Origin of the sequence: Neorhizobium sp. T6_25, assembly GCF_002968555.1 — a bacterium.
Taxonomy (GTDB): Bacteria; Pseudomonadota; Alphaproteobacteria; order Rhizobiales; family Rhizobiaceae; genus Neorhizobium.
Genome location: NZ_PVBL01000021.1, coordinates 24,681 through 45,389 on the forward strand (window position 1 = coordinate 24,681; position 20,709 = coordinate 45,389).

Here is a 20,709-nt window from a genome sequence, read left to right on the forward strand (position 1 = left end):
GGGAGAGATTTAACGCTCTCGCGGAGGAGTCAACCCCCGCGCAGCCGGTGTGGAACAAATGAAACAATCTGTCCCCGCAGGATCAGAATCTCGGTGCGGTTTTGCCGGCCGTGCGATAGGCCGCGATGACGGTGTTGGCCATCAGCATGGCAATGGTCATCGGGCCGACGCCGCCGGGGACCGGGGTGATGGCGCCAGCAACTTCAGCGGCTTCCGCATAGGCCACGTCACCGACCAGCCGGGTTTTGCCCTCGCCCTTGTCGGGCGCGGCTACGCGGTTGATGCCGACATCGATGACGGTTGCCCCGGGCTTCACCCAATCGGCCTTGACCATCTGCGGCCGGCCGACGGCGGCAACCAGGATATCGGCGTTGCGGCATACGCCCGCGAGATCCTTGGTTTTCGAATGGGCCATGGTAACGGTCGCGTTGGCTGCAAGGAGCAGCAGGCCCATCGGCTTGCCGAACAGGTTGGAGCGGCCGATGACGACAGCGTTGAGACCCGAAAGGTCACGGCCATGTATACGGTTGACCAGCAACATGGCCCCGGCAGGGGTGCAGGAAATCAAGCCGCTCTCAAGGTCGCCGGTAGCGATCTTGCCGGCATTGACAACGTGCAGACCGTCGACGTCCTTCTTCGGCGAGATCGACAGGATGACCGGCTCGGCGTTCAGGTGCTTCGGCAGCGGGAGCTGGACGAGAATGCCATGGATGGACGGATCGGCATTGAGCTCGGCAACCAGTTTCTCAAGCGTTTCCTGAGTGGTGTTCTCGGGCAGACTGTGCTGGACCGATTTGAAACCGCACTGCTTGGCCATCTTGCTCTTGGAATTGACATAGGCGTGGCTGGCCGGATCGTCCCCGACGATGACGACTGCAAGGCCCGGCGTCACGCCGGTTTCTCTCTCGAGCGAACCCGATGCTTCGGTCACCGCGGTGATTACCGATGCTGCCGCCTCTTTACCATCGATCACCACAGCCATGCGCACCTCCCGCTTGAAACCGCCGCCAATGTATACATTGAGCATATTCTGAATTTGCCCACCAACGCCTATGCTGGTCGCAGACGGCAAATGCAAGCGGATTCGATGTCGCAGGCTTCTTATCCTCGGGAGGCGTTCCGGCGGTCGGAATAGACCTGAACCCGTTCGCGCAACTCCGCCATGTTACGACGAAGCTCGCGAAGTTCCTCCGCCTTTCGGACCTCCTCCGGCGACGGAACCGGACGACGAGGTGCACCATAGGACGGCCCATCGGCAAGATGGCCCCCCATGACGGCCGCGACCAGGGAAGGAAGCTCCGCCTCCGGGGACAGACGACGGTTGACCATCAGCATTTCGCGGATGTGATCGGCAAGCGGACTGTCATTGGCTGGCGCCGGATAGCGCGGGCGCCATGACGGTTGCGGCTCATAAGCCGGCCGATCGTAAGCCGGATCATACTCCTCGGGGAGGAAATCCTGTTCGTCCAGATGCTCCGCCAGCAGGCCCCGGTCGACAATCAGCGCGGGCTCGTCGGCCGTATCCATTTCGTCGGCGGAGGTCGCGGGACGCGGTGTTCCGCGCCTCAGAAAGACCAGGGCAACACCGAGGGAGAGCCCGATCAGGGCACCGATGCCCGAAACTTCGGCGGATGAGGGACCCAGAACGGCCGCGGATGCCGCCACGGCCGGAACGACGACCGACACTTTGCCCGGCGATGCCTTGGCTTCGGAGCCATGCAGTGCTTCGAGGTAATTCCGCCGAGCCTCGTCCACCGCAGCTTCGAGAGCCGCAAGCCTTGCTCCGGAATCGGCTATTTCCTTGTCGTCGGGTTTCTTCGCCTGCTTCGCCTTGAGCTCAGCCAGATGTTTGGCTGCGGCGGCCTCCTGCTGACGAAGCGAGGTCCCGAGCTGTTTCAGCGCGTCCTGGATGTCGTCTTTCACATCCGCCAGCGCCGCCTGAGCCGCAGCAAGCCGTGGGTGACGCGGGCCGAGATCGCTCGAAAGCTGGTCGACGGCAAGCTTTGCCTCGACATGCCTCTGCCGCTGATAGTCTAGGCCAGTATATTCGAGACTGTCCGGCAGGGGCTTGTTCAGCACGTCCGAGAGCTTCATGGCGGACGCCTGTGCCGCCTTCTGCTTCAGCTCGCCAAGCTGCGCCGTCGCCTCGTTTATTTCAGCGGTGAGCTGCTGTCCGTCGCCCTCGGTCCGGCGCAGTTCGGCAAGCTTCTGCGCGTCGGTCTCGGCGATGAAGCCGGAAAGAGCGGCTTGCGCATGCTCGAGTGTCTGGCGCAGCTTCTCCACCACCGGGCCGGACGATCTTGTTCCGGAGAACGCGATCTCGTCGTGGAATGTGACGCCGAGCATGTTGGCGATGCGAGCCGCCTCTTCCGGCTCTCCAGCCGTGACGGAGATCGTTAGCTGGCCGGCGCGGCGGTCGTAGCTCGTTACGATCGCCTGGGAAAGTCGCTCACGCAGCCGGCTCTCGGCCTCGGACACTGTCATCGCCTCACCGGAGACGATATCGGACACGATCCTGACGACGCTCGGACGGTCGACCGAAAACTCGCTGTCGCGGCCGAGATTGAGGGCGCGGATGACATTGTCGAGGCTGGTCCTGGAGCGGAGCGCGGCAGCAGCCGTGTTGATCGCGCCTTCGCTCGCCGCCTCAACCTTCAGTCGGGTCTCGGCGCTGAACTGATGCGGAACCGTCTCGACGAACAGCAGCGGCAAAAGAGCGCCGATCACCGTGAGGGCGCCAACCTTGAGAGCTGCGGATCGCAATCCGGCGAACACGGAACCGGTGCCGGCGAGCAATGCTGCCGGGTCAGGGTTTCGGTCGTCTTCGATTTTCACCGACTGATACATGGGATGACCGCGCTAATCTGAGGCCGCCGGCATCCCGCGGGCAGCCCTCTGATTAAGGCAGTCTAAAATTTCATGGCAAAGAAAGGGTTAACTTGTCAGACGAAAGACGGCTGCCGGGACGGGATCGCCGCCTGGGGCACCGCGGGCGCCGATTTGCCTTCGATGAAGGCGGACAATCCCGCCCCGGTCATCACCACCAATCCGGTGCGGACCGAAGCCAGCCGGCGCTCGACCCGCCGCTCCTGGCCAAGACCCGCTGCATCGACGAGGATAAGGTCGAAACGCTGCGGCGTATCCTGGTCGAGGGGTACGACCGCCACGTCATGCCAGGGGGCATGGCGTGCGAAATGCTCGCGGAAGGTTTCCACCCGCGCGGCATCCTCACCGGCTATGCCGATGCGATGACCCTTTTCCAGAAAGCTCAACAGGGCCGGGACGAACGTCCCGGCTGAAAAACGCACCGGCGCCGGTTTTTCATGCCGCGCTTTGGCGAGGATGCCGAAGGCGCGGCCGCCACCCGGCAGAAGCACCCTGCGGCCCAACTGACTGCGGTAGGCGGGATCGATCATTTGACGGAAAGCCGTCCGCTCGTCCAGAAAGCCGAGTGTGGTACGATTGCCGCGCAGCGCGATCAGGCTTTCCACGAGGCCGAGCGTTGCGTTCCATCCGAGATCGCAGACACGCAGCCCGAACAGGGTTCGGGGTGACGCTGATGTCAGGAAGTCTCCGGATGCGTTCATCGATGCGCTCCCACGGGGCAAGACCAATTCGTCCCCAAGGTCTAGCAGCGCGCTCTGAAATCGCCTTTAAATCGATTGGTAAAATGCGAACGATGCCCGCATTTCCGAGGCTTTCGCAACAAAAAGGCCGACCACCAGGGCCGGCCTATATTCTTATGTTATCGCCGTGGCGGTCGTCAGTGGCCGGCAGTGGGCGAAGCTTTCGGATCTTCGATCTTCACGCCCTCGACAATCTTCTTGCCGGGGTTCGGGTTCTTGTTGCCGCGCGAGGCGTTGTTGCGAATGTCTTCCTTGGAGAGGTAGTCGAGCTGTTCGACCAGCACCTCCGCCACCAGGCCCTCGCCGAGCTTCTTGTTGAAGTTGTCCTTGATGCTGGTGCGGAATTTTTCGAGGTTGAAGGCGCCGGGCTTGCTGAGATCGACCATCTGGTTGCCGATCAGCAGCGTGAAAAGCTGGTCCGTCGTCAGTTCGGTGATCGGCAGCTTGGTATTCTTGATCTTTTCCTTGTCCATCATGAAGGAGACACGGCTCAAGAAATAACCGGTAATGGCACCGTCAGCGATCATCGGAATGGTGATCGATTCCCCGCGCACCAGTTGAAGAAGCTCCTTCCGCCTGGCCTCTTCGTCGACCGGCGCAGGTGCTGCGGACATCTGCACGGAGAAATACACCGCCCCAAGCGTGACGATGCAGACCCACAGACCAGTGAGAAGGAGCTTGACCATCAGGCCTCGCCGTAGGTGAACTGTTCTTGGGTGTAGGTACCGTCGTCGTCCGCGTCGCGGGCAGCGTTCTTCAGGAGATCGGCGACGGCGCGAACAGCGTGAAGATGCGCCTCGACCCGGCGGGCATTGAGCGCCAGCTTGCTCTTCAAACCGTGCATCTGATCGATATGGCCGGTGGCAAGCTGCTTCGGATCGGTGCCGCGGAACAGCATGGTCAATTCGTAGAGGCAGCGGCTTTTGTGCGCGTTCGACACTTTCAGGTCGAATTCCGGATCGCGGCCGATGCGCTGATTTTCGTTGTCGATTATCATCTCCAACCGGCCAAGCACGGTCTTGATGCGATAATCATTCGAAACAACTTCCATGTTCTCTGCCCCAGTCTGATGCATGTCAGGCCTCACTCTTCTTTCCGACGCCGAGCACCTGTCGCTCGAAATCGGTGATCATGCTGATTGCGCGGCTGCGATCAGTCTCATCGGTAGTCGGATTGACCGAGGCCTGACGCTCCGCACGGGCGAGCGCCTGCGAATACATCTGTTCGGCGATGCCGACACCGCCCTTTTTCGACATTTCGTCGGCGATCTTCTCGGCCATCATGCCCTTCCAGAACTCACCGGCGGAGCCCTTACCGTAAACTTCCTCGGTCTCCTTCGGGAGCATGGAATTCACGAATGTCGAAAGAACCGATGCTTCGAACTTGCGGTATTCCTCCGGCATTTCGGCGAGCTTCTTCGGTGCCTCCGGATTGCCGAGACCCGCCGTCGTGCCGGGCGTGTCGATGAATTTCATGGCTGCACCAAAACCCTTGCCAACTTCGGCAAGGCTGGTCGCGGCAAAGGCCGCCTTGTTCGCCTTCAGCTTGGCCTGCGCTTCTTGAACGGCAGTCGGGTCCGCAGCGCGGACGACGTCCATGACCAGATCGCTCGGAGGTGAAATCGCCACGTCAGCTCCTTTCATGACTGCCGCGAGCCGCATCCTAAAGGTGCAAGAGCGCAGCAACAGTTTGAAATGGCACATGATCCCGCCCGACCTCGATCGAACCGGCAATCAGTGCAATGACGAGACTATGAAGGTCGAAGCTTGCTGGAGGCTGGCCAGTCTATTTGACTTGCTCGAGGGCGAGCGTGATATCGATCAGCTCATAGATCGCATCGTCGGCCACTTCGCGGTCTTCGTGATCACGGGCGTCCTTCATGTTCTCTTCCAGGCGGTCGGCCTTGGTCCGCTCCTTGAGCACCTTCATTTCCTGGATCTGCTGAACGCCGGCAAGCTGGCGCTCCTTGGTGGTCAGGCGGCCGAAGCGTTCCGAATAATGCTGAGAGAACTGCCGGTGTACCGGGTCCATCGAGCCGATCGCATCGATGACGTCTTCCATCGACTGATTGACCTCAGCGCGATATCGGGTCGTCGCTGCAAGCTCGTGTTCAGCCATCGTTTCGAGATGCCGCTGGACCGCCACCAGGCGCTTGAGCTTGTCCGACCGCTTGACTGGACCTGCCATTGCGATCTCCTAGAAGGATCTGAAGATCGGCGCGAAACCATCCGCGTACTGGCGGATAAAGGCGGCGATCGACAGATAGAGAAGGAAAAGCCCTCCCATCAGCAGGAAGGGCGTCGAGATGAAGAAGATCGGGATCTGCGGCGCCATCTTGTTGATGAGGCCGATTGCCACGTTGAACATCAGGCCGAAGATCAGGAACGGGCTTGCCAGCCGCAACATGATGATGGTCGACGCGCGCAGCGTATCCGTCAGCGTAATCAGTATCTTCTGCGAATCGATCAGCGCGCCGACCGGCGTCGCCCCGTAAGAATCGACCAGCGCGCGGAACACGATGTGGTGGAAGTCCATCATGAACAGGAGCAGCAGGCCGCTCAGCGTCAGCAGAATGGTCAGCTGGTTTTCCTGCGAGTCTTCGAAAATGTCATGGCCGCCCGGCGCCGTGAAACCGATCGACATGGTCAGGACCGTGCCGGCAAATTGCATGCCGAGCGTATAGAGCCGGGCGATCAATCCATAAACCGCGCCGATCAAGGCCTCGGTGAAGATCAGGCCGAGATAGGTGGCCGTCGGCTCGGAGGCTCTTGGATAAATCTGATCCCAGAGAACCGGCAGCACGGCCATGGACAGCGCGACCGCCACGAACAATCGCACCTGAACCGGCACGCGGCCGCTTCCCAGCCCCGGGAGAACCATCACGCACGTACCCATGCGGCAAAACGCAAGGAAAAGTGCGAGAATGGTCCCCTGCGGGTCTGTAATCATGCGAGAATCGTCCTTTGCGGACAGTCTATCACGAAATGGCGCCCAGTATCTTGATTTCGAGGCCCTTGGCGAGTTCCACATGGGATAGAACCGGCAGGGTCGCGAACAGCCGCTCGATGATCATGCGGACGTAGGAACGCGTTTCCGGCGAGGTGACGAGCACAAAGGGCAGGCCGCGATCCATGAATTCGCGGATGACCTTGGTCGCCTGTTCGCTGAACTCTTCAAGCGTGCGGGGGTCGATGTCGAATTCCACCACTTCGCCCTTGCCGTCGCGCTTGAGCGCCTGATGGAACAGCATGTCCCATTTATTGCCGAGGCGGAGCACGCGCAGCACGCCGTTGTCGGCGAGGTCGCCGCAGAGCTGCTGCGACATGCGGACGCGCACATGCTCGACGATCTGCTCCGTCTTGCGCACATGCGGAGCGAGCTCGGCCACCGCTTCCAGGATGAGATGCAGGTTGCGGATCGAAACGCGCTCGGCGAGCAGAAGCTTCAGCACCGCCTGCAGGCCGGAATAGGACATGTGCGACGAGCAGATCTCGTCTGCGAGCTTCTTGTATTCGGGATCGAGACGCTCGATCAGGATCTTCACGTCCTTGTAGGAGAGAAGCTGCGGCAGGTTGTTGCGGATAACCTCCGACAAGTGGGTCAGCACGACCGAGACGTTGTCGATCGGGTGGAAGCCTTCACGCTTCAAGTCTTCGGCGAAGGTTTCGAGAATCGACACCGCCGGCATGCCGAAAGCGGGTTCGCGAATCTCGTCGCCCGGAATGCTCGGCTTGCGGCCGGATCCGGTCACCACGAGGACGTCGCCGACCCGCAGGGCGTTCGACGCGATCGTCGTGCCATGGATACGGATCTGATAGGACTTTTCCTGGATCGAGATATCGTCGGTAACCTTGATTTCCGGCACCACGAAACCGTACTGCGTCGCGAACTTCTTGCGCATCTTGCCGACGCGGAAGGCGAGTTCCTGGTGGGCGCCAAGCAGCCGGGTGGAGACCTGTTTGCCGAGAGCGAGCTCGATTTCGGACGTCTTGAGAACCGACTTGACCGAGTCCTTCTCCATCTCCTTGGTCTGGACGACCTTCTGCTCCTCGTCTTCGCGACGAGCCTTGTTCTCCGCCTCGATACGGCGCGGAACAAGCCAGGCGCCGAAACCCATCAGGCCACCGAGTGCCATGAAGGGCAGGAAGGGCAGACCGGGGATGATCGCCAGAAGCGCCATCAGGCCGGCCGACATCGAGAGGGCGCGCGGATAGCCGCTCAGCTGATCGACGACTGCCTTGTCGGTGGAGCCGGCCGTGCCGCCGCGGGTGACCAGAAGGCCGGCGGCGAGCGAAACGATGAGGGCCGGAATCTGCGTGACGATACCGTCACCGACCGACAGCTTGACGAACACGTCGGCGGCTTCGCCGATCTGCATGTCATGGCGGAAATAGCCGATGATGATGCCGCCGAAGATGTTGATGGCGGTGATGATGAGGCCGGCGATCGCATCGCCGCGAACGAATTTCGACGCACCGTCCATGGCCCCGAAGAAGGAGCTTTCCTCTTCCAGTTCGGAACGGCGGCGCTGCGCTTCCTTCTCGTCGATGATGCCGGCCGAAAGGTCCGCGTCGATCGACATCTGCTTGCCGGGGATGGCATCGAGGGTGAAGCGGGCGCCGACTTCCGCGATACGGGTGGCGCCCTTGGTGATGACGATAAAGTTCACGGTGACGAGGATCATGAAGACGATCACGCCGATCACGAAGTCGCCGGACATGACGAGGCCGGAGAAGCCCTGGATGACGTTACCGGCCGCACCATGGCCCTCGTGGCCATGCGACAGGATCACGCGCGTCGTCGCGATGTTGAGCGACAATCGCACCATGGTGGCGATGAGCAGGATGGTCGGGAAGGACGAGAAGTCCAGCGGCCGCTGGATCCACAGCGCCACCATCAGGATCAGGACCGAGAACGCGATCGAGAAGGCCAGGCCAAGGTCGATCAGGAACGCCGGGATCGGCAGGAAGAGGATGCAGAGGATGGCGACGATGCCGCCCGCAAATCCGAGATCGCGACCGTTCGGGGCTACTTTCGGAATGGATAGTGAAGGTGGTTGCGCCATGACTTTCCCGTCTCTTCATGAGATGGCGGCAGGAAGTACTCCTACCAGTTCATGTCCTGCCTAAAGGGCGAAGCTTGCGCGAAGGTGGGTAGATGAAAATGGGCGGGCGGCAACCGGGTCAAAACCCCGATTGCACCCGCGAGAATACCAGATTGGCGAAGAGATTGATCTGGCCGCCGATAAACGGCGCGGTAATGCCGATCGTGATCATGATGGCGACGATTTTCGGCACGAAAGTCAGCGTCATCTCCTGGATCTGCGTCAGAGCCTGGAGAAATGCGATCAGGACGCCCACGACCATCGCCACAAGGACCGCGGGACCGGAGGCGATCAGGATCGTCCAGATCGCCGCCTGCATGATATCAAGGGCATCGGCTTCATTCATTGCGCCGGCTCCGTCTGCTTTAGTGGTTCGGCATCATGCCGCGTCGTATGGTGTCAAGTTGCCGCAGGCGGTTTCGTTGGCGCCTGATCCGAAAGAACGATTCCCGGCTGGATGAGCACCTTATCACCCTTATCGGTGATCGCCACCAGACCGTCGGAGTAGATTTCCACCTGTTTGATCATGCCGGTGGTCTTGTCGTCGGCGCTGGTGATGTACTTGCCGATCATATCGGCCGCCTGCGAGAACGAGTTCGCCTGGATCAGCGACTGCAGGTTCGAGTTCATCTTCACGGACTGCTCGACCTGCGAGAAGGTGGCGAGCTGGGCAATCTGCTCGCTCGCATCCATCGGATCGGTCGGATCCTGATACTTCATCTGGGCGATGAGGAGCTGCAGGAAGTTGTCGTAGTTCAGGCCTGCGGCGGACGCGTCGGACGACGCTGCCTTGCCGTTGCCGGAGGCATAAGGGTTGTTGGTGTTGATCGAGTCTACCGCCACGGTGCGATCTCCTTGCGAATCCGCTCGACGGTTGCCGGCGCGAGTTCCCGATTGTTGAGGATACGGTCTTCGATGGGGTAGAGCGCGCGGATTGCCTTCAGAGCGTCGAAGGCCCGGCCAGAAGCAACCATGCCGTCGATGCGCTTGAGTTCCGCCAGCATCTCATCGTCGGTAAAGCAGGTCAGCAGCATTGCCACCGACTTGCGGAACAATGTCGTCGACTGTTCCTTGCCATCCGGGTTGATGAGCATCATCTGGGCGATAAAGTAGAGCTGCCGAAGCGGCGTCGTCGCATCTTCCGGCTGAAGAACATGGTTCTCCAGAAGGAACGTGACGTCATTGAGAAATTCCAGCGCGACCTTGCGATCAACGCGCAGAACCGCGCCGTTGATAAATATCCGCTCGCCGGATTTCAAAGAGATGCGAAGCGTACTTTTCATTTAAGTCCATCCCTGATGATGGTGGTCACATCGATAATGCCCTGGAAATTCGTCGATTCACGGTTCCTGATCTTTTCGCATTCCTTCAATATCCAGATTGCGATCGAGATCAGATCCGCACGAAGTTCATTGGCCAACTCGTTATCCGGATGCTTCAGATCCTCGACAAAGCGGATCCAGACACGCCGGGTGTAGAACAAAGCCTCAACCGTGGTGCGCGTATAGTTCTTCTCGTCGCGAGCCGCGATCAGAAGATCGATAGAACGATCCAGGGCCTGCCGCTCGCGATCCTTGGCGTTGGCAACGCCGTCCTCCATGATCTCGGCATATGAAAATTGGTACATTCATGTATCCTTCGTCACGAGCCTTCCTTTATTCATCAAAGGAAGTTGGCCAGGCTCAGCTGCTGTATCTTTGCCGTTACCGTATATGCAGTTTCGAGAAGCGTCTTCATCGTGTTGAGACGGGTTGCCGCCTCCGCCGGATCGACGTTCTCCATGCTTCCGAGGCTGGTCGTCAGAATGTCTTTCTGCGCCCGCAACCTTTCCTCAGCCTTGGAGACGCGTTCGGTATAGATACCGACCGACGTCCGCTGCTGGTTGATGCTACCCTCGCTGTTCATCGCCTTGTTGATGACGCTGGTGGTACGCGTGGCCACGGCTGCACGGGCGTCCTTGTCCATCCCGGTCTGCAGGTATTCCATCGAAATGATCGATGCGAAAGCGAAGTTGCGCATGCCCTGGCTGTTGGCATTGGTCGAGCTTTCGACCACTTCCGTCGGGCTGATGCGGCTCTTCATGTTCTCGTCGCTGGCATCCGAGAAAAAGGTCTTCCAGAAGTCCTGACCTGCGACCGCCACCGGATGCGGCGGGTTCGTCAGCGGCGAGGAACCGTTGAACTTGCTTTCCAATTTATCCAGGAAGCCGTTCATCTGGGCCTGCGTCATCTGCTCCTTGCTCGGAATGGCATTGTCCGAAAGATATTGAGTAAGTTCGGCGGCGACCGCAGCCTTGGCCGGCGATCCCGGCGCGAAATAGTCATCAATCGGCTTCACGTCGGAATTGATGCCGGAGAAGATATATTCGCCCTGGACAGCAGTGTTGGCGAAGTTGGTGAACGCGTCCAGCGCGTCGGACATGGCCAGGCGCGCCGTCGACAGGCTGGTCGCGTCGGCCGAGCTTCCGAGCGTCAGGATCGCGCTCTGAATCTTCAAACCCTGCTCGTTCATGCTCTTGAGCGCAAGTTCGGCGGTTTGGAGACGCTGCGTCGCTAGCGCGGCCGTAGTCAGAAGCGAGTCGGTGCGGCTGATATCGCGGGAAAGATCGATAGCCCGCGAGGTATTGGCGCCGAGCGTGACGCCGAGATCGGCGTGCTTCTGGCTCACGGCCTCCTGGTTCGCCTTCACCATCTCGCGCTGAACGTTCGAGATGGAGTTTCGCATCGTGGTCTGGATCGACAATGTGGAAATGAAAGAGGTCTTCATGATCAGCTCGCAATATCCAAAAGGGCCTTCATCATATCATCGACTGTCGACATGAGCTTGGCGCCGGCCTTGTAGGACTGCTCGATATCGAGAAGCAGGGACAGTTCCTCGTCGAGGCTGACGCCCGTGTTGCTGGAGAACGCCTCAAGACTGCGCGACAGCATGGCCGTCTTCGTCTCGTCTGCGGCGGTCGCCGTGCTGCGAAGCTGCTCGAGCCAGCCCATGGAGTCGGCGGCAAAAGAGAGGACGTCCGGCGCATCGGCGATTTCCGTGTCCGTATCGAAAACCATCGGGCCGGTCAGGTTCTGGTTGTATTTGTCGAGGAGGTCACCGTAGCTGCTGCCGCCGGTGTTGACGATATAGGTCAGGCCGTTGATGCCACCGTCGCGCACCTTGTCGGGCGTGCCTGCCGGGGGAACGACCACCGGATTGACGAAGATCTTGGAGGCGAGGCCCGGGACGATCGTGCCGGCGGCGGGAATGGCCGTCTGCTGTACGCCGGCGGCGTCCTTGTATGTGAAGAGACCGGTCCTCGGGGCCAGTGCGCCAGTGGGTCCGGTTTCCGCAAACGAGGTGATCAGACCGCGGGCGATTTCGTCGAGCTGGCTCTGGAAGGTCGGCGCGATCTTGTCGCGGATCTGCATATGCGCCTGGAGCGAGCCCTTGGCGGTCGTATTGCCCGAATCCCCGGCCTTGAGCGCCACGCCGTCGATATAGACGCCATTGCCGTTCGTCGCTGCGTCGAAGGCTGCGGTCTGCTGGAATGTCACCTTGCGGGGCACCGCCTCGAACAGCGTCGTGCCGTCCGTGGTGTAGAGCACCATGTCGTTGCCGCCGCGGGTATAGGACGTGACCCCGACGATTTCGGAAATCTTCTTGACGAGGCCGTCGCGCTCATCGAGCGAGTCGTTCGGATCCGTGCCGCTGGAGACCGCGTTCTTGACCTGGTTGTTGACGGTCTCGAACTTTGCAAGCAGCGCATTCAGATCGGTGACATTCTGCTTGATCTGATCGTCCGCATCCTTGCGGATCTGCTGAAGCTTGTCGGAGGCGATATTCAGGCCTGCCGCAACGTCCCTGGCGCTTGAAATGAAGGCAATGCCGATGCCGGTATCGTTCGCCTTTCCGGCGAAAGCATCGAGATTGTTGCGGAAGGCGGCAATCAGCTTGGCGGGGGAGAGCTCGTTGTTGTTCCCCCCCATCAGGTTCTTGATCTCGGTGAGGCCGTCCAGCACGGTCCGCTGGCCGCTGGCAATCGACGAACTTGCAATCGTCTGGCGCAGCAGCGGCTCGCTGTAGGACCGTGTAATGTCGCCGATAATGGCCCCGTTGCCGCCGGTCACGACCATTGCGGATCGGCGGGTGTAATCGGGGTTCTGTGCATTAGCGATGTTCTTCGCCGATACAGCCGACTGCGTGCCGGAGTTGGTGAAGATCGACTGTGCCGTAGACAATGCTGATGCGAGCGACATTTTTTACTAACCTCTTGAGACTTATTCTCTCGATCGTCGGTCCGATTATCTCTTCAGATTGATCAGGACGTCCATCAGGTCGGAACCGGTCTGGAAGACCTTCGAGTTCGCGGTGTAGACACGCTGCGATTCGATCATTTCCGTCAGCTCGCTGGCGATATCGACGTTGGAGCTTTCAAGCGCGCCGGAGTAGATCTGGCCGAAGGCGCCAGCCTGCGGGAAGCCGATGGTGACGACGCCCGAGTCGTTGGTCGGCAGGTAGACGTTGCCGTTCTGCGGAAGCAGCTTGTCGATGCTCGGGACCGTTGCCAGCGCGACCTGGTAGATCGGACGACGACCGCCATCCTGATAGACCGCCGTGACCAGGCCATCACCACCGATTTCCACGTCGGTAATCGGGCTCGGCGCATTGCCGTCGATGATGCCCTTGCCCGGGGTAAAGGCGGTGGCGAACTGCGTCATATCCGAGAGGTCGATCTTGATCGACTGTGCAGGGGTAGCGCCATCGTTCGGGTCGGTGAAGGTGATCGCTTTCGGCGAGGCCGCTGTCAGCTTGTTGGTGTTCGGGTCAAAAGCAAGCGTTACCGTCTGCTGAACAAGAACCTTGGGCGCCGTCGCAGTATACGGGAAACCACCATTGGTAGCCTGATCTTGGCGATAGACCGAGACTTCCCAGGTATCGGGGCTGGCACTTGCCTTGGTATAATAGAAATCATAGAGCACCTTGGCACCGGCATGGTCGTAGGCGGTCAACGAGCTCTTGTTCGTGATGACAGCGGTTGCCGCGTTAGCACCTGGGCGGTTAGCAGCCGGAACCACAGCCGCCCCCTTGTCCAGGTTGGCCGGGAAGCTGCCTGCCGTCGACGGCGAGGACACCATGCCGAAGTCGTTGATGTTGATTTCCTCAAGGCCGTTGAAGCCGTTGACGACCGCGGCCGGCGGGTTCGTGCCGTAGGGATAACCCATCAGGTTGAAACCGGCGGTGTTCTTGAGGAAGCCCGTCGCGTCCTTCACGAAGGCACCGGCGCGGGTCAGGTAAGGAGTACCGTTCGGATCGCTGACGATGAAGAAGCCTTCGCCCTGGATGGCAAGGTCCGTCGACGACGTGGTGTACTGAATGCCGCCCTGTTCCGCGATGCTGTAGCGGACGTTGGTTTCGACACCGCCGGAAGAATACGACCCTTGAGTCGAGGGCAGAACCAGCGTGGAGAACGCCGTGGAAGAACGCTTGTAACCGACGGTGCTCGAATTGGCGATGTTATCGCCAACGGTACCGAGGCGGTTTGCCTGAGCGTTCATGCCCGAGACGGCCGTTTTCATCGTGCCGAAAATGCTCATAGGAAATCTCCTTTTTGTCTGATGGAGAGAGTAGGTGGCGGGCCTTGCGTGAAGCTGTCTGCTTACGGTTCCCGCCGAAAATTTGCGGCAAGGCCCTGTTAAAAAATCAGTTCCAGTCGATGCAGTAACCAAGGAAACGCTTGGAATCGACCGGATCGAAGCCGAGCTTCTTGCGCAGTTTCTTGCGCAGCTTGCTGATATGGCTTTCGACGACGTTCTCTTCGACTTCCTCGTCGAAGATGCCGTAGATGGCGTTGAAGATCTGGGTCTTGGAAACGCGGCGACCGCGATTGGTGACCAGGTATTCGAGGATGCGGCGCTCGCGGCGCGGCAATGCGAAGACGTCGCCGTCGATTTCCGGATCGCGACCGTCGGAGAATACTCGGATCGAACCGATGTCGGTGAAATTCGAGATCGCCTTCAGCCGGCGACGGATCGCAGCGGCACGCGCCAGGATTTCGCGGGGATGGATGGGCTTGCGCACCACGTCGTCCACGCCGCTGTCGAAGAAGGCAAGGGTCGCCTCCAGTGAGGGCTGATCGCTGACTGCGATCACCGGTGCCATGGACCGGTCCCGGATGGCCCGCGGCAGTTCGAGCGTACGCTCGCCCTGGCCGATCAGGAAGGCTTCGACCGCGGCAATATCCGAGTCAGCCGCCGTACTCACCCATTCGCCGAATTCTTTTGGATCGAACCCCTGGGAAGGAATTCCTTCACGCCCAAAAAGAGATGTGTAACCGTCTTTCACGAGCTCACGCTCATCAACCACTACGATCATTCGTCCGCCTCCGAATCACTTGTGGTGCTTCAATATGTCTATGGGTACGAATCGGCGGAATCCGAGACAAGCTGTGTGAAGTTAACCAAACAAATTAACAGTTGATTAATAACTGCACCGCGATTTGCACTAGATATAGTGGGTGCACCAAATTCGAACACAAATTTCCGGTGGAAAAATTAACGCATCGTAAAAGAAGACTTGCATGGCCATTTTTGCCATAAATGCAAATCGCTGCAATTTTGCGATTCTTTATTTCTGCGATTCAACTAGAGATTGCTCAGCTGGCGCAGAATCGGGAAGCGTTGGAGGTCCACTCTCCGTAGCCTGTGGCGACGAGATTGCTGATCACCCGGCAGACATATTGCTTCTGAGCGGGGTTGTTGTTCGGTCCGGCATGGTATCGTGCCACCGCCATCGTCCAGGTCTCGTGTTTGTCGTGCAAGTTCCGGAGGAACTTTGCGGCGTATTCCACATTGCGTTTCGGGTCGAACATCTCTTCGGGCGAGGAGAAATTTTCACCGTGGAAATGGTGATTGATCTGCATGCAGCCGATATCGATGAGCTTCCTGCCCTGCCGTTTGGCGTCGTAAAAGGTCGTCATTGCCGCCTGCTGCGAGGGAGGAAAATAGGCTTTGCCCTCGACATTCATGGCATAGGCGCTGAGGCTGCCCTTGCGGCCGGTCTCGGTGAGACCGACCGAATAGAGAATGCCTTCCGGTACGCCGTATCTCGCCGCAGCAGCCTGTATTTCCCGCTCGCAGACACCGGAACTCAAAGGCACACTGGTCTTCGGTGCGCTGTATGCGGGCGCTCTGACAGGCGTGCGCGGTGTCGCTGGAGCCCTGCTGGGAGGCGTGGCGGGCGCAGCAGTGCCCTGCTGCGTTCCCCAACCTCCGGAACTGAAGAGCGATCCGGCGCCGGCGTCAGAGGTAGAGCTGACCAGGACGAGCACCACCAGGAGCGGTACCAGCCACATTGTCCGATGCCGCTTCATTTGCGTTCCTCGTTCCCTGATCTGCTGCCTGGCGCTCACCATTCTGCTGCTGGCCGCGGCCGGCGGCCTGGCCCTGACGCCCGCCCTCGGCCATGGCCTGCTGGCCGCTCTGGCCGGGCTGCCCCTGCTGGCTGCTGGTCCCGTCGGAATCCGCCATCGGCGCGATGCTGATGGTCACCTGGTCGACCGCGAAGCCCTGGGCACGCAACGCATCCAGGATGCCGCCGCTGTCTTCGCTGAGCTGGCGATAGGCCGCTCGGGTCTCGACGGTCAGATGAACATTGAGTTCTTCGCCGTGAAGCCGCAGCGTGGCCGTCACCGCGCCGAGATCGTGTGGGTTCAACTGCAGCTTCAGCGTATTCACCACTGTGCCGGTGCTGCTCTGCGCCGCTGCATTCGAAAGCGCCGAACTCGGGCTCATGGCGCCCGCCCAATCGGCATCCCCCGATAGCATCGCCGTGAGATTGGCGCCGTTCGAATTCGGTGCGAGCCCGAGGAAACGGCGTGCGTCGAGAACGGTGATGTTTTCGGCGGCACCGCCCGACGACGATCTGAATTCCGCCGTGCTGCGTTCGCCCCGCCCACCGACGGCCATATCGACATGCTGGTCGGTACGCGCATTGCTGAAACGGAAGACACGCGTGCCGGGAGCGCTCCGGTCCGTATCCACCGGCGTCGAAAGCGGGTCCGCTTCCGCGCCGCCGGTGCCTGCGTGCTTGGCATCCTTCAGGTCGAGGGCATCGACTTCGCGCCCTTCGTCATCCTCACCCTTGGTCCGCTTGTTCTGCTGCCCAGGTGCATTCTTTGATACCATTGCATTGATAGCGCCGGTCGCCTCGCCGCTCGTCAAGAGCGACAGCATGTCGGTGATCTTGGCATCGTCTGCGGCCAGCATGGAGAGGTCGAGATCTTCGCCGCCCTCCGTCTCGACCTCCGCGTCCTTTTCGGATCTGGCGGCGCGCTTGCCCTGAACCTCGTCCGACTTCCGCGCGACGGCTTTCGCGGCCTCCAGGGCTTCGCGAAGCTTCCTTTCGGCGGGGGTCATCTGCTTTTCTTTGGGCTCGTTCACCGGCGCCTGCTTCAGGGCGGCGGAGGGATCTTCCGCCTCCTCGAGCGGGCGGCGGAGGGATTGCGGCTTGATGTCGATGATCGGCTTTGGCTTGCCCTGCTTCACGTCGCCAGCCATGCGTTCTTCCGCGGAAGACGCGCGGGCGTCCTCATCCGGTACGTCGTCGGCATTGGTCGACGGTGCATCGCGGTCAAAACCGGAAAGAGCGTCGGAGAAGCCGCCAGTGGAACCGTCGGCACCTTTGCGACCGCCAACGCCCTGCTTCGTGGACGAAGCCGCGTCGGCTGCGCCAGTCTTACCACCACCAAGAATGTCAGTAATCATTTGGAAGCGTTCTCCTCCTTCAGCATTTCGTCGATAGCACTCAATTTCGAACGACCGCTATCGACGAATGTCTGGAAGGCCGGATCGAATTTGGCAGCGGTGCCGGCCATCGGACGTTCCGTGGCGGAGGCAGGCCCAGCGATCTCATTCCTGGGCAACGCGACTGGAGATTTCGCGTCTTCTGTATTGGTCACTTTGATAGCTTTATCTTGTGCGAGGCTGTCGACCGTAGGCCGGCTAACGACTTGGTCCGCCACCACTTTTGCGGCCTGCCGCAAGGCACGGTCGCGCGGCGAAAGCGTTTCTTCGGGAACGTCGGTTATCGCCTGAATGGCCTGCCCGATGTCCTTCGTCGGAATATTGGCGAACCCGCCATAAAGCTTCGCGAGCGCCTCGGGCGTCGGAGTTTTAGCAAGCGCTTCGGCCTTTGCGGAGGCGAGGCGCGCGAGATCGTTCTTGCCGGCGATCGCAGCCGAGCGCGCGATGCGCAGGAAAATCTCGCGGCGCCGGTCGGCGTCCATGAATTCCAGCGCTCCGTCGATATCGTCCTCGGTGATCTCACCGAAATGGCCGACAGCCAGCTGCACGAAGAAATCCGCGAACTGGCTGGCATAGGGCGAATGGATGAAACGCCGCGCGTATTTCCGCGAATAGGAGAGCGCCGGCCCCACCATATTGGCATCGACGGTGATCGCCACCGATCGACGCAGCGCGGCTTCCTCGATGATCGTGCCGGGCGCCGTCAAGCGCGCCCAGTCATAGAAAACCAGGGCGCCCTTCGGATCCTTGGCGACCATGACGTTTCCGCTGACGAGCGAAAGATAGGGTCCGATCTTCTCGTCCCGGTATTCCTTGGCCATTTCGCTGAGGCTTTTTTCGATCAAAGTCCCGCGGCCGCCGAGGTATTTTCTCAGCCCGTCGGCAACGCGGTTATCGAAATTGCCTGCGACGTCGCGCGAGGCGAGATATTCGAGCGTTGCGGGATTGCCGCCGCTCATAGCGTAGATCAGCGCCGCGTCGACATTGCGCGGATCTTCGAAGATGGAAGTGGGCGCCGTCCGCAGGCGCTGATCGATCGTCCCCAGCATGAAGCGCTGCATTTCCGCTGCCGAATGATCGCCGAGCACGACGGAATCCTGCACGAATTGCAGGGACCGAAGCATCGCATAGGGCGCAAGGTCCGTACGATCCTGAGCCGATGCCGCAGGCGCGAATGCGACCCCGAAAACGAGGCCGGCCGCAATCAAGGACTTTATGCCCACAGCCATCACTATCCCTCGTCCGCCCCGATCAGGATTTCGATACGCCGATTGCCAGCGGCGAGCGGATCGGCCGGCACCTGGAGGCGCCTGTCGGCGAAGCCGGAAACCTGCTTGATACGATCCTCCGCCAGGCCGCCATGCACCAACATGTAATAGGCGCTGTGAGCACGGGACATGGAAAGGCGCCAGTTGTCGTTCTCGGTACCCTTGAACTGACGGCCGTCCGTATGTCCGCGCAGGACGATGCTGCCCTTTCGATCCTTGAGGATCTGGCCGATCTTCTCCATTGCCAGCACCATTTCGCGGCGCGGCACGGCCGAACCGATGTTGAACATCGGATCATCCGCCTGGTCGGAGATCGACACCAGCAGGCCGCCTTCGGCAGGCGTCACGACAAGACCTTCCGCGAGCTTGCCGGCGACACCGGAAATCTGCTGCTGGATTTCCTTCTTCAGCTCTTCCGCAGCCTTCAGCTCCGCCTGCTCTTCCGCTTTCGCACCGTCTTCCGGCTTTTGTCCGTTGAGGTTGGCTGGCTTCGTCGCCTGAGCACCCGAGGCCGTCTGCGGCTTGTCCATCTGCGTCGGGTCGGGACGCGGAGTGGGAATGGCAACCGCCATCTGGGTCTGCTGCAGTTGCGTTTTGGCTTCAGTGGATTGCGGCGCCTGCTGGTATTGCGGCGCCTGCCCCATCTGGGCGAGCGGATCGTCATTCGCCGTGGTCTTCACAGCCTGCTCGGGTCCTTCGGCGCGCGACATCTGCATCTGCTTGGTCCAGAAGTCCGGATCGAAGGGGTCGCGGTAGGCCTGGCCGCCATCGGCACCGGTCGCGGGGCCCGAATCGCTGGCGCCACCCTCGCCCTTGGCGCTGACATTCGCCTGCTGGCCCACTTGCTGAGCGATCTCGGCAAGAACGGAATAGGGGTTTTCGAAGAAATCCGCTTCGGAGTAATTGGGTTCGTCACCTGAGGTCGAGGTCATGTCCTCGCCGGTCGCCGCCGCGGAGCCCTGAACGTTGCCCTCCGCCTTGACCTTCGACTTTTCGCCGTTTTCCTGGCCCTCGGCCGCATCGACCGGCTTTTCCAATCCCTTCGAGGCCGGGGTCTCGTCGGAAAGCTTGATCGGGTTGAAATAACTCGCCATCGAGGCTTTCGTCTCCTCGTTGGCGGCATTGACCAGCCACATGACGAGGAAGAACGCCATCATCGCGGTCATGAAGTCGGCATAAGCGATCTTCCAGGCGCCGCCATGGGCGCCGTCGTCGTGTCCGCCGCCATGTCGCTTGACGATGACGACCTCGTTCTTGCCGTGGTGATGGTTTTCGCCTTCGCTCATCCCAATACCTTCTTCAGACTCGCCAGCCATGCGGACATCCGGGTCACAAGGGCGCTCTCGCCGATGTCGACCGCAATATCGAGGTCAGGCGCTTCGATGTGGCGCAGGAGTGGGGTGGGCTCTCCGAGCGCAGTTTTCAGTTTTTCGAACAGATGCAGCGGACCGCGGACGGTCAACGTGCCGACGTCGCCCTCGAGTATTGCGCTGCGGATGATATCCGCCATGTCGGATATCGCCTTGGCGACGAGCGCTTCGTCGAGGAGAGGCGACAGGATCCTTGCCGTCTGATCGCTGACCGCCTGCGCCGTCAATCCGGCAATGCCCTCAAGTCCGGTGGCGATCATTGCAGCCGCTTCGGTTTCATACTTTTCGCGCAGCGCCGCCATCTCTTCGGCATGCGCGGTCAGAAGCGCCTGCCGCTCTTCATCGAAACGCTGTCGGAGCTCCTCGGACGCCGCGTCATGGCCTTTCGCATAGGCTTCGGCCCGTTCGGCTTCGATATCGACCGGCTCCTCGACGACCGTGGGAAATGCCGGATCGTCTTCGAAGCCATCGCCGAAACCATCGGCCAGCAAGGGCAACGGTGGGGCCTGCGGCTCGCTGAAATCCTTCAGGTAGCGGGCGAGCGAGGCACTCATCGAG

At 60.5% G+C, this 20,709-nt stretch carries 22 protein-coding genes; all 22 read right to left on the minus strand.

Features of this window, described 5'->3' with window-relative positions; all coding sequences use genetic code 11:
- Positions 1-82: 82 nt before the first annotated feature.
- The 22 genes from folD to C5L10_RS23585 all read right to left on the minus strand — a co-directional run bounded on the left by folD (position 83) and on the right by C5L10_RS23585 (position 20,705).
- Positions 83-982 carry a bifunctional methylenetetrahydrofolate dehydrogenase/methenyltetrahydrofolate cyclohydrolase FolD gene (gene folD, locus C5L10_RS23480; protein ID WP_046664921.1) on the minus strand — a complete coding sequence of 300 codons (900 nt, stop codon included), beginning with the start codon at positions 980-982 and terminating at the stop codon, positions 83-85.
- A gap of 119 nt (positions 983-1,101) precedes the next feature.
- A complete protein-coding gene (locus C5L10_RS23485) occupies positions 1,102-2,835 on the minus strand; it encodes a hypothetical protein (RefSeq protein ID WP_172717137.1) in 1,734 nt (577 codons plus the stop codon).
- Between the two features lie 107 nt (positions 2,836-2,942).
- A complete protein-coding gene (locus C5L10_RS23490) occupies positions 2,943-3,587 on the minus strand; it encodes a hypothetical protein (RefSeq protein ID WP_105431651.1) in 645 nt (214 codons plus the stop codon).
- A gap of 176 nt (positions 3,588-3,763) precedes the next feature.
- Positions 3,764-4,312 (minus strand): hypothetical protein, encoded by a 549-nt coding sequence (locus C5L10_RS23495; protein ID WP_046664740.1) that lies wholly within the window; start codon positions 4,310-4,312, stop codon positions 3,764-3,766.
- Positions 4,312-4,677, minus strand: coding sequence for a hypothetical protein (locus C5L10_RS23500; protein ID WP_037085524.1), 366 nt, complete (start codon positions 4,675-4,677; stop codon positions 4,312-4,314). Before C5L10_RS23500 ends, C5L10_RS23495 begins: the two co-directional genes overlap by 1 nt.
- Positions 4,678-4,702: 25 nt before the next feature.
- Complete coding sequence (locus tag C5L10_RS23505) at positions 4,703-5,254, minus strand: rod-binding protein (RefSeq protein ID WP_046664922.1); 552 nt, start codon at positions 5,252-5,254, stop codon at positions 4,703-4,705.
- 157 nt (positions 5,255-5,411) lie between these two features.
- On the minus strand, positions 5,412-5,813 hold the full coding sequence (locus C5L10_RS23510) for a hypothetical protein (protein WP_105431652.1): 402 nt from the start codon (positions 5,811-5,813) through the stop codon (positions 5,412-5,414).
- A 9-nt stretch (positions 5,814-5,822) separates the two neighbouring features.
- Entirely contained in the window at positions 5,823-6,575 is a 753-nt protein-coding gene (fliR, locus tag C5L10_RS23515) for a flagellar biosynthetic protein FliR (protein ID WP_046603260.1), read from the minus strand.
- A gap of 28 nt (positions 6,576-6,603) precedes the next feature.
- Positions 6,604-8,691, minus strand: a complete 2,088-nt coding sequence (gene flhA / locus C5L10_RS23520; RefSeq protein WP_046664742.1) for a flagellar biosynthesis protein FlhA — start codon at positions 8,689-8,691, stop codon at positions 6,604-6,606.
- Between the two features lie 118 nt (positions 8,692-8,809).
- Positions 8,810-9,076 carry a flagellar biosynthesis protein FliQ gene (fliQ, locus tag C5L10_RS23525; protein WP_037085216.1) on the minus strand — a complete coding sequence of 89 codons (267 nt, stop codon included), beginning with the start codon at positions 9,074-9,076 and terminating at the stop codon, positions 8,810-8,812.
- A gap of 53 nt (positions 9,077-9,129) precedes the next feature.
- Positions 9,130-9,573 carry a flagellar hook assembly protein FlgD gene (gene flgD / locus C5L10_RS23530; protein ID WP_046664743.1) on the minus strand — a complete coding sequence of 148 codons (444 nt, stop codon included), beginning with the start codon at positions 9,571-9,573 and terminating at the stop codon, positions 9,130-9,132.
- Positions 9,564-10,013: a flagellar biosynthesis repressor FlbT gene (gene flbT / locus C5L10_RS23535; protein ID WP_037085211.1), complete on the minus strand. Its 450-nt coding sequence runs from the start codon at positions 10,011-10,013 to the stop codon at positions 9,564-9,566. The genes flgD and flbT overlap by 10 nt, the downstream gene beginning before the upstream one ends.
- Positions 10,010-10,357 carry a flagellar biosynthesis regulator FlaF gene (gene flaF / locus C5L10_RS23540; RefSeq protein WP_037085209.1) on the minus strand — a complete coding sequence of 116 codons (348 nt, stop codon included), beginning with the start codon at positions 10,355-10,357 and terminating at the stop codon, positions 10,010-10,012. The genes flbT and flaF overlap by 4 nt, the downstream gene beginning before the upstream one ends.
- 35 nt (positions 10,358-10,392) lie before the next feature.
- Entirely contained in the window at positions 10,393-11,496 is a 1,104-nt protein-coding gene (locus C5L10_RS23545) for a flagellar hook-associated family protein (protein ID WP_105431653.1), read from the minus strand.
- 2 nt (positions 11,497-11,498) lie between these two features.
- Positions 11,499-12,968, minus strand: a complete 1,470-nt coding sequence (gene flgK / locus C5L10_RS23550; RefSeq protein ID WP_105431654.1) for a flagellar hook-associated protein FlgK — start codon at positions 12,966-12,968, stop codon at positions 11,499-11,501.
- Positions 12,969-13,013: 45 nt separating this feature from the next.
- Positions 13,014-14,306, minus strand: coding sequence for a flagellar hook protein FlgE (locus C5L10_RS23555; RefSeq protein ID WP_105431655.1), 1,293 nt, complete (start codon positions 14,304-14,306; stop codon positions 13,014-13,016).
- A 106-nt stretch (positions 14,307-14,412) separates the two neighbouring features.
- The gene (gene rem / locus C5L10_RS23560; protein ID WP_046664747.1) at positions 14,413-15,084 is read right to left on the minus strand and encodes a transcriptional activator Rem; all 672 of its coding nucleotides are present in this window, start codon (positions 15,082-15,084) and stop codon (positions 14,413-14,415) included.
- A 280-nt stretch (positions 15,085-15,364) separates the two neighbouring features.
- Positions 15,365-15,868: a transglycosylase SLT domain-containing protein gene (locus tag C5L10_RS23565; protein ID WP_046664748.1), complete on the minus strand. Its 504-nt coding sequence runs from the start codon at positions 15,866-15,868 to the stop codon at positions 15,365-15,367.
- Between the two features lie 142 nt (positions 15,869-16,010).
- Positions 16,011-17,474, minus strand: a complete 1,464-nt coding sequence (locus tag C5L10_RS23570) for a flagellar hook-length control protein FliK (RefSeq protein ID WP_105431656.1) — start codon at positions 17,472-17,474, stop codon at positions 16,011-16,013.
- Positions 17,471-18,742: a chemotaxis protein MotC gene (gene motC / locus C5L10_RS23575; protein WP_105431657.1), complete on the minus strand. Its 1,272-nt coding sequence runs from the start codon at positions 18,740-18,742 to the stop codon at positions 17,471-17,473. The genes C5L10_RS23570 and motC overlap by 4 nt, the downstream gene beginning before the upstream one ends.
- Positions 18,743-18,744: 2 nt before the next feature.
- Positions 18,745-20,067, minus strand: coding sequence for a MotB family protein (locus tag C5L10_RS23580; RefSeq protein ID WP_105431658.1), 1,323 nt, complete (start codon positions 20,065-20,067; stop codon positions 18,745-18,747).
- Positions 20,064-20,705, minus strand: coding sequence for a hypothetical protein (locus C5L10_RS23585; protein ID WP_105431659.1), 642 nt, complete (start codon positions 20,703-20,705; stop codon positions 20,064-20,066). The genes C5L10_RS23580 and C5L10_RS23585 overlap by 4 nt, the downstream gene beginning before the upstream one ends.
- Between the last annotated feature and the right edge of the window lie 4 nt (positions 20,706-20,709).